This window comes from Rhizobium sp. UBA1881, from assembly GCF_002338015.1.
Taxonomy (GTDB): Bacteria; Pseudomonadota; Alphaproteobacteria; order Rhizobiales; family Rhizobiaceae; genus Rhizobium.
Genome location: NZ_DDHH01000146.1, coordinates 9,168 through 9,445, shown reverse-complemented (window position 1 = coordinate 9,445; position 278 = coordinate 9,168). Strand labels below are relative to the sequence as shown.

At 69.1% G+C, this 278-nt stretch carries 1 protein-coding gene; it reads right to left on the bottom strand.

Annotated elements, in window-relative coordinates; translation table 11 throughout:
* Positions 1 to 278: pyridoxal-phosphate dependent enzyme (locus B3605_RS17670; protein WP_296435321.1), on the bottom strand; the 278-nt coding region annotated here is incomplete at both ends.

Below are 278 nucleotides of genomic sequence, written 5' to 3'. Positions count from 1 at the left end.
CCTCTTCCGCCTGTTCGGCGATCTCCAGCCCGGTCGTGCCCTGGCCGGCGATGACCTGGGGTTCGTCGAAGGGCTTGATCAGGGTCAGGCGGCGCTCTTCCGAGCGGCGCGCGCCGATCGCGTCGCGGTCTTCGGTGGCGCGGTCGTAGAGCACGACTTCGGCGCCGAGCGCGCGCGTATTTGATATCTTCAGCTTCGGTGCGTCGGAGGGCATGATGATGACGGAGGCGACGCCGTGCAGCTTGGCGGCAAGGGCGACGCCCTGGGCGTGGTTGCCG